The organism is uncultured Campylobacter sp., assembly GCF_938017705.1.
In the GTDB taxonomy this organism is placed as follows: Bacteria; Campylobacterota; Campylobacteria; order Campylobacterales; family Campylobacteraceae; genus Campylobacter_B.
The window spans coordinates 1-6,896 of sequence record NZ_CALIIS010000157.1; the positions used below are offsets into that span (position 1 = coordinate 1).

General features: G+C 45.4%; 7 protein-coding genes. 6 read left to right on the forward strand and 1 reads right to left on the reverse strand.

Going from position 1 to position 6,896, the window contains the following annotated elements; all coding sequences use genetic code 11:
* Window positions 1–788, reverse strand: a 788-nt coding sequence (locus tag Q0605_RS07805; RefSeq protein WP_298705825.1) for a hypothetical protein, incomplete at its 3' end; no start/stop codon positions are given.
* Between the two features lie 464 nt (window positions 789–1,252).
* On the opposite strand from Q0605_RS07805, the gene Q0605_RS07810 reads away from it, so the two are divergent.
* From Q0605_RS07810 to rpsR, 6 genes are all read left to right on the forward strand, one after another.
* Window positions 1,253–2,515 carry a hypothetical protein gene (locus tag Q0605_RS07810; protein ID WP_298705828.1) on the forward strand — a complete coding sequence of 421 codons (1,263 nt, stop codon included), beginning with the start codon at window positions 1,253–1,255 and terminating at the stop codon, window positions 2,513–2,515.
* Entirely contained in the window at window positions 2,512–4,434 is a 1,923-nt protein-coding gene (locus Q0605_RS07815) for a ribonuclease R family protein (protein ID WP_298705831.1), read from the forward strand. The genes Q0605_RS07810 and Q0605_RS07815 overlap by 4 nt, the downstream gene beginning before the upstream one ends.
* Window positions 4,434–5,438, forward strand: a complete 1,005-nt coding sequence (locus Q0605_RS07820; RefSeq protein ID WP_298705834.1) for a DNA polymerase III subunit delta — start codon at window positions 4,434–4,436, stop codon at window positions 5,436–5,438. Before Q0605_RS07815 ends, Q0605_RS07820 begins: the two co-directional genes overlap by 1 nt.
* Window positions 5,439–5,522: 84 nt before the next feature.
* Window positions 5,523–5,936, forward strand: a complete 414-nt coding sequence (gene rpsF / locus Q0605_RS07825; RefSeq protein WP_005873267.1) for a 30S ribosomal protein S6 — start codon at window positions 5,523–5,525, stop codon at window positions 5,934–5,936.
* A 10-nt stretch (window positions 5,937–5,946) separates the two neighbouring features.
* Window positions 5,947–6,540 carry a single-stranded DNA-binding protein gene (locus Q0605_RS07830; protein WP_298705837.1) on the forward strand — a complete coding sequence of 198 codons (594 nt, stop codon included), beginning with the start codon at window positions 5,947–5,949 and terminating at the stop codon, window positions 6,538–6,540.
* A gap of 13 nt (window positions 6,541–6,553) precedes the next feature.
* Window positions 6,554–6,814: a 30S ribosomal protein S18 gene (gene rpsR / locus Q0605_RS07835; protein WP_291937950.1), complete on the forward strand. Its 261-nt coding sequence runs from the start codon at window positions 6,554–6,556 to the stop codon at window positions 6,812–6,814.
* Window positions 6,815–6,896 lie beyond the last annotated feature (82 nt).

Consider the following 6,896-nt stretch of genomic DNA (forward strand, 5'->3'; position numbering starts at 1 on the left):
ATATTTGGTGCCGGCTCTATGCGCCAGTCCGTCATCCTATTTTCTTTTTCCAATACCAACTCTATATCGGCTATCTCATCTTCATTGATTTCTTTACGAGCTACGCATTTGTCTTTGTAAATTTGCTTGAGATCTTTCATATTGTATTTTATGTAGCTTAATATTTTAGACGGTTTTATATCTATCGTCGAGGCATTTCTATCATCAAGTAACGATTTTATCTCTCTGATTATTTTATCCTCGCTTTCATGATTTGGTTGCAGTTGATTAAAAAATATATTTAATTCTTCATACGTTATCGGGATACTCTTTAAAAAGCCTCTTGTGCTTAACTTGGCTGATAAAAAGCACTCTTGTGCGGTATAGTCATCCAGATAAATTCTAAAATATTTACCGTTTGTGACAGGATTTTCGCTTTTTTCTTTATAATCTATGAAATTTACGTAGCCGTTTATCAAAGATATGAAATTCGCATCGGTCGTATTTGCAGGGAAATTTAGCCAATTGATTGGATCTATCAAAGGAAAACCGCTTATATTCCATTCGACTATTTCTCTTTCTCCGGCATAGTAAGCGTGTATGGCGGGCTTTTCATAGACGTTTATCTTGGCATATTTAAAATCATAATAGGCCATAATTGCTTTAAGTACGACAATATCCCCGAAAAACACCATAAACCAAACAAAAAGCCAAAGCAGTTTGCGTTTGCCTTTAGGGGCGATTAAGGCGACAAAAAAGCTTATGGTAAAAAAAGCGGGTATTATGAAAAGAAATACTATACTGCGCATATCTAACCCCTATAAAAATACATATGCAAATTTGTAAAGCCCAAAGAACTTTTTTAGTAGCAATATTTTATTGCTCTATATCTTAGCTCGTCATTAAATTTCATATAAATTCATCTGCTTGAATTTATATGAAATTTTAAAAACTAGCTTGAGTATCTTAAAGTTATTTTCGGTTTTTAAGTCTTTTTGGCTCTTCAAACTTCTGTTTTAATCAAGCTCTTTATAAACGGAATTTCGATGCATTCTATACGAAAGGGGATTAAAATTTTATAAAACAGCGCTTGAAATTTTGGTTTTGCTGCCGCGACAAAGGGGTGGGTTGATCTGCTTTTTTGGCATAAAAAAAGCGCTTAAAAGCCTCGTGAGCCGAGGTGGAATTTGGACGCAACGGCGGTGTTTTGCTTTGCAATTTGAGTTAAAATTTGATATGATTGTGCGAAATTTATATTGAACGGCTTTTTAAAATGAATAAATTTATAACCCAAAAAATAGGCGCGCTTGCGGGCTTTAGCGATGAAATTTTAAAAATTTTAGCATCGTTTGGCGCGGATGTTTCGGATGTCAGGCTCGCTCTGCAAATTTCAAAAAACGCTCCCCTCGTGGATAAAATTTTAGATTTAGCCTTTTGTGGTTTGTCTAAATTTAGCGCCGAAGAGCTCGCGAGGCAAAATTTCGGTGCCGCGGATGAGCGGTGCGATCTCCAAAGTACGGAGCCCATAGGATGCGGCTTGCAAGACGCCGCAGACGAGTGGCGGCAAAACGAGTGCACCTCGAGCGAGAAAAAAGGCGCAGACTTAACAGGGCAGGGCGATAGTCTCAAATTTAATCATCCAAATGACGCAAACGGCGCGAATTGCAGCGACGAGAATTTTAAATTTAACCCATCTCAATCAGCAAGCGATACGCAGTGGCAAAATCAGCACGTCGCCGCGAGGGTTAATTGCACGCTAGGTTCGAGCATTTCCGCGCAAGCTGAACGAGCACATGGACTAGAGCCGATACAAGAGCGGGGGCAAGCGCAGCAACAAAAACAGGGGCAAGAATGGGGAAAGGCGCAAGATCAGGGGCGAGAGCAGCCGGCGAAGCAGGAGCAGGGCGACACAGCGCTAAAGACGCTAAATTTGCAGCGAGCGTTTGAGCTTTACGGGCGCGAGCAGATGCGGGCGTTTTTTCTATTCGCCGTATTCGACGCGATGCTAAAGCCGAGCCTGCAGGCGTATCGCATCGATCGCGAAAAGCTCACGCAGGTCTCGCTGCTGCGAAATCTGCTTATGTTTTCGTGGATCAAATCCTACCCGCAGATCGAGCAAAACATACTCTCAAGCGTGATTTTAGTGGAGTTCGGGCGGGTTTTTATCGACGAGCAGGTGTGTGCGGCGGGCAAGGCGGAGGAATTTTACCACGCCATCAAAGGCTCGATCTTTCCGCAGGATTTTACCGATGTAGAGATGGAATTTAGCGGCACGAACCGCGAAAGCGTCTCGCACGCGCTATTTGCGCATTTCGGGTTAGAGCAGATCGCACAGGACGCGCTGTATTCAAACGCCCCGGATGACGCGCCTTTTGAGAACAAATCCCGCTACGCGATGCTAAAGATCGCCAAAACCGCGGTCAATATCTACCACCACTTCGACGAGCTTAGCATCGACAACGCTTTAAATTTACTAGTCGAGTTCGGCTTCGAGCAAGAGGCGTTTTTAGAGGCTAAAGGCGAAATTTCGATATGAGAGAGTTCCTGCGCGCCTTTAACTCGGGCGTATTTGAAAAGGATCTTAGCGGCGAGCAAAAAGAGCTCGTGCGCAACCTCCTAAATATCGGTGCCATCAGCGTACACAAGGGCAAGCTCTATCTAAATGACGGCTATGTTTTTGGCAGGCTCGACATCGCGCGCGACGGCACGGGCTATCTGCAAAGCTTCGACGACCGCTTCAAGGCAGATCTCATCATCGAAAACAGATATTTAAGCGGCGTGCATCTGGGCGATCTGATCCTAGCAAAAATTTTAAGCTCAAGAAAGTCCCGCCTGCACGCAAAGGTGTTGATGTGCGTCAAGCCCACGTTTTTAACGAGCGTGGTTTATACCAAAAGCTTCGGGCGCGAAATTTTAGGCGTGAACGTCAAAACCGGCCTCGCAAATCCGCTCAAAGCCACGCAAAAATCGCTAAAGCAACTGCCGCCGAATACCCTTTTAAAGATCGATAATTTAACGAACGAAATTACCGAGGTGATCGGAAACTTAGCTGATCCCTTCGTCGATGAGAAAATTTCTTTAGCGATCTACGATAAAAACGACGAATTTAACGAAGCGTGCAAGCAGCAAGCCGCGAGCTTCGGCAGCGAAGTGGACGAGGCGCTGTATCCGCAGCGTGTAGATTTGCAGCATCTGCCCTTTTGCACCATCGATCCCATCGACGCCAAGGACTTCGACGACGCGATCTATTTTGACGTAAAAGAGCGCACGCTTTACGTCGCGATCGCCGATGTGAGCGAATATGTAAGCGAATACTCGCCGATCGATAAGGAGGCGAAATTTCGCGGCTTTTCGATCTATTTCCCGCACAGATCCGTACCGATGCTACCGCGCGAGCTTAGCGAAAACATCTGCTCGTTGATGCCGCATCTGCCGAGGCTAGCCTTTGTTTTTAAGATCGCTTTGGATGAAAATTTAAACCCGCAAAAAGAGGAGCTTTTCGAAGCGATCATAAGATCAAAGCGCCGCTACAATTACGACGAGGTCGATGAAATTTTACGTACCGAAAAAGCAGCCGAGCCTGAAATTTTAAGCTGGCTCTTGCCGCTTAATGAAATTTGCGAGCGACTGCGCCGTGCAAGGCTAAAGCGCGGATTTGATTTCCGCACCAAGGAGCTTCGTATCACGCTTGATGGGCACGGCCTAATAAGCTCCACTCGCTTTGAGACCGACACTCCGTCGCACAAACTCATCGAGGATTGTATGCTGCTAGCCAACAAAGCCGCTGCGGCGCGTATCGAGCGGGGCATTTTTAGAAATCACGGCTCGGCGGAGCTTAAAAAAATTTACGCGCTGCTTGACGATCTGGCGCTGTTTGGCATCGACGCGCCGTATCAGAGCAACCTTGCTAAGATGATCGGCGAAATCCAAGCGCAAGCCGATGCCATGGGGATCCGCGAGGAGGTCGATAAGCTCATCATCAAGGCTCAAAAACGCGCTGAGTACGCGTCCGAATCGCGCGGGCATTTCGGGCTCGGATTTGATAACTACACGCACTTCACAAGCCCGATCAGGCGCTATTCCGATCTCATTTTGCACCGCTTGCTAAAGGCGCAGATGAGGGGGGATGAGAAATTTTATAATTACCTGCTTTTAAACATCGATGCGACGTGCGCGCGGCTAAATGAGCTGGAGCGCGAGGCGGACAAGGTCGCGTTTGATTTTATGGACCGAAAATTTGCGCGCTGGGCCGCGGAACGCTTGGGTAAAAAATTCCGCTGCTATATCGATGAAAACGGAAATTCCGTCACTGCAAAGCTCGACGACAAGCTAAAGGGGGCTAAAATTTTAGTTTCAAATTTCGCCGGCGACATTTTAACGCCCGTGCTAGTCGAGCTTACGGACGCAAATATCGCTAGCGGAGTGATCTTAGGCAGGGTGGTAAAGAAGATTTGATGTATAGAAAAGAATTTGACGGGCTTATCGCAAGCGGAAGGGTGCTGAATTTCGTGCTTTTACGCGGCGGAGACGATTTTTCAAACGAGCTTTACGCGCAGCGATTGAAGCAAATTTACGCAGCCGATAATTTTTTGAGTTTGTATTTTTTAGAGTATGATTTTGAGCAGGCGCGAAGCTTCTTGGAGCCCTCGCTTTTTGGCGGCAGCAACACGCTTCACATCAAAACCGCCTCGCTCATCAAGAAAGAGGAGCTGCGAAGGCTCATCGCGCTGTGCAAGGCGGACGCGAATAACCATCTAATCTACGAGCTAAATGATAGCGAAATTTCGGTGAGCGCGGATTTTATCAAGGAATTTGAACGAAACGAAGTGAGGTTTTTCAAACCCTCGGGCGTAAACGAAGCCATAGCGCTGCTTGCGCAAAAATGCGAGATGTGCGGGCTTTTTGCAAACACCGCCGCGCTTAGTAGGATTTACGCCATCCACAACGAAAGCCTGAGCCTAAGCGCGAGCGAGATAGAGAAATTTGCAAGTCTGGGGCTTGAGCTTAACCTGCAAAATGTAAATTTGATGGTTTATGGCCTTAGCGAAGTAAGCTACGACGAGCTTTTTGATAAAATTTTCGGCCTTTGCGACTTTCGCGTAGATTTTTACAAAATGGCTCTGGGCGGCGGATACAACGAGATGGAGCTGATAAATTATTTCTACCGCCTGATTTATAGAATTTTTCGCCTGCATACTTACGTGAAAATAAACGGCAGATTTGATTTTAAGGCGGTTTTAGGCTATCAGCCGCCCCCTTCCGTGGCCGCACAGATGCAGCGCTACGCCACTAGCTTTTCTACGCAGACGTTTTATAAAATTTTCGCTCACTTAAACGATTTGGAATTTGAACTCAAAAGCGAAAAGAACGTAGCGAAGGACGAGCTTTTACTCGCTTCGTTTTTAAAGCTACAGCGCATGCTGCTAAGTTCGCTCGGACAAAAAGCAAATATTAAGTGAAATTTTAGTAATATCCCTTTGCATTTTTTGCAAAATCCTTGCCCGCAGACGCTGTTTGCGAGCTAAAATCCATAAGGAGAATTTATGAGAAACTACGAGGTTTTATTCATCGTTAAGCCCACGCTTACCGACGATGAAGTTAAAACAAAAGTCGATTTCGTCAAAGAAATCATAACCAAAAATGGCGGAGAGATCGCTTCCGTAATCGAAATGGGCGCTAGAAAGCTAGCCTATAAGATCGATAAATATGAGCGCGGAGTTTATTTTGTAATCTATTTTAAAGCCGAGCCGAGCTTAATCTCCGAACTTGTTAGAAATCTGCGCATCACCGAAGATATCATTAGATTTTTGACCGTCAAATATGAGACTAAGCGCGAAATTTCCGCTTGGGACAAGCTAAGCAAAGGCATCAAACTAAGCCCCGCCAAAAAAGAGCGCGAGCCAAAAGCGCCGGTAGAGCCAAAAGAGCCTGAAGAAGCAGCCAAAGAGGGCGAATAAAGGATAAAATATGTTTAATAAAGTAGTTTTGGTAGGTAATTTGACCCGAGATATCGAGCTTAGATATCTGCAAACGGGCACCGCCGTAGGTAAAACCGGCATCGCCGTCACACGCAGATATAATAGCTCAAACGGCGAGAAACGCGAAGAGACGTGCTTTATAGACATAGATTTTTTCGGTCGTACGGCCGAGATCGCAAATCAATACTTGCGAAAAGGCAGTAAAATTTTGATCGAAGGCCGCTTAAAGCTAGATCAGTGGCAGGATCAGAACGGACAGAACCGAAGCAAGCACTCCATTAGCGTAGATACGATGGAGATGCTAGGAAGCAATCAAGGTGGAAGCGGCGGCTATAATCAAGGCGGTAATTACGAGGGCGGTAATTATGGCGGAAGCTCCGGCGGCTACGGCGGAGGAAATTCTAGCTACAGTAATTACGGCGGCGGAAATAGCTATGCTAACAGACAAAACTCAAATTCTAGAGGCGCAAAAAACGATTACAACGCGCCTAAACAAAAAGAACAGAGTTACGAAAGCACGATTCCGGAAGTCGACGTCGATGCCGATAAATACGATGACGGCAACGACACGATCCCATTTTAATTAAGGAAAAATCATGGCAGATAAGAGAAAATATACTAGGAAGTATTGCAAATTTACGGAGGCAAAGATCGAATTTATCGATTATAAGGACACGGCGCTGCTAAAGCACTGCCTAAGCGAGCGCTTTAAGATTATGCCGCGTCGCTTAACCGGCACCAGTAAAAAATACCAAGAGATGGTAGAAAAGGCTATCAAGCGTGCGCGCCAGGCAGCCCTTATACCTTACATCGTCGATCGCAAAGACGTGGTCACAAACCCATTCGAAAATCTTTAAATTTTAGCGGCGTAGAGCCGCTAAAATTCCTCCTATTTTAAACTCTAAATTTTAAAATTTAAGCCCGCTCTTATATATATAA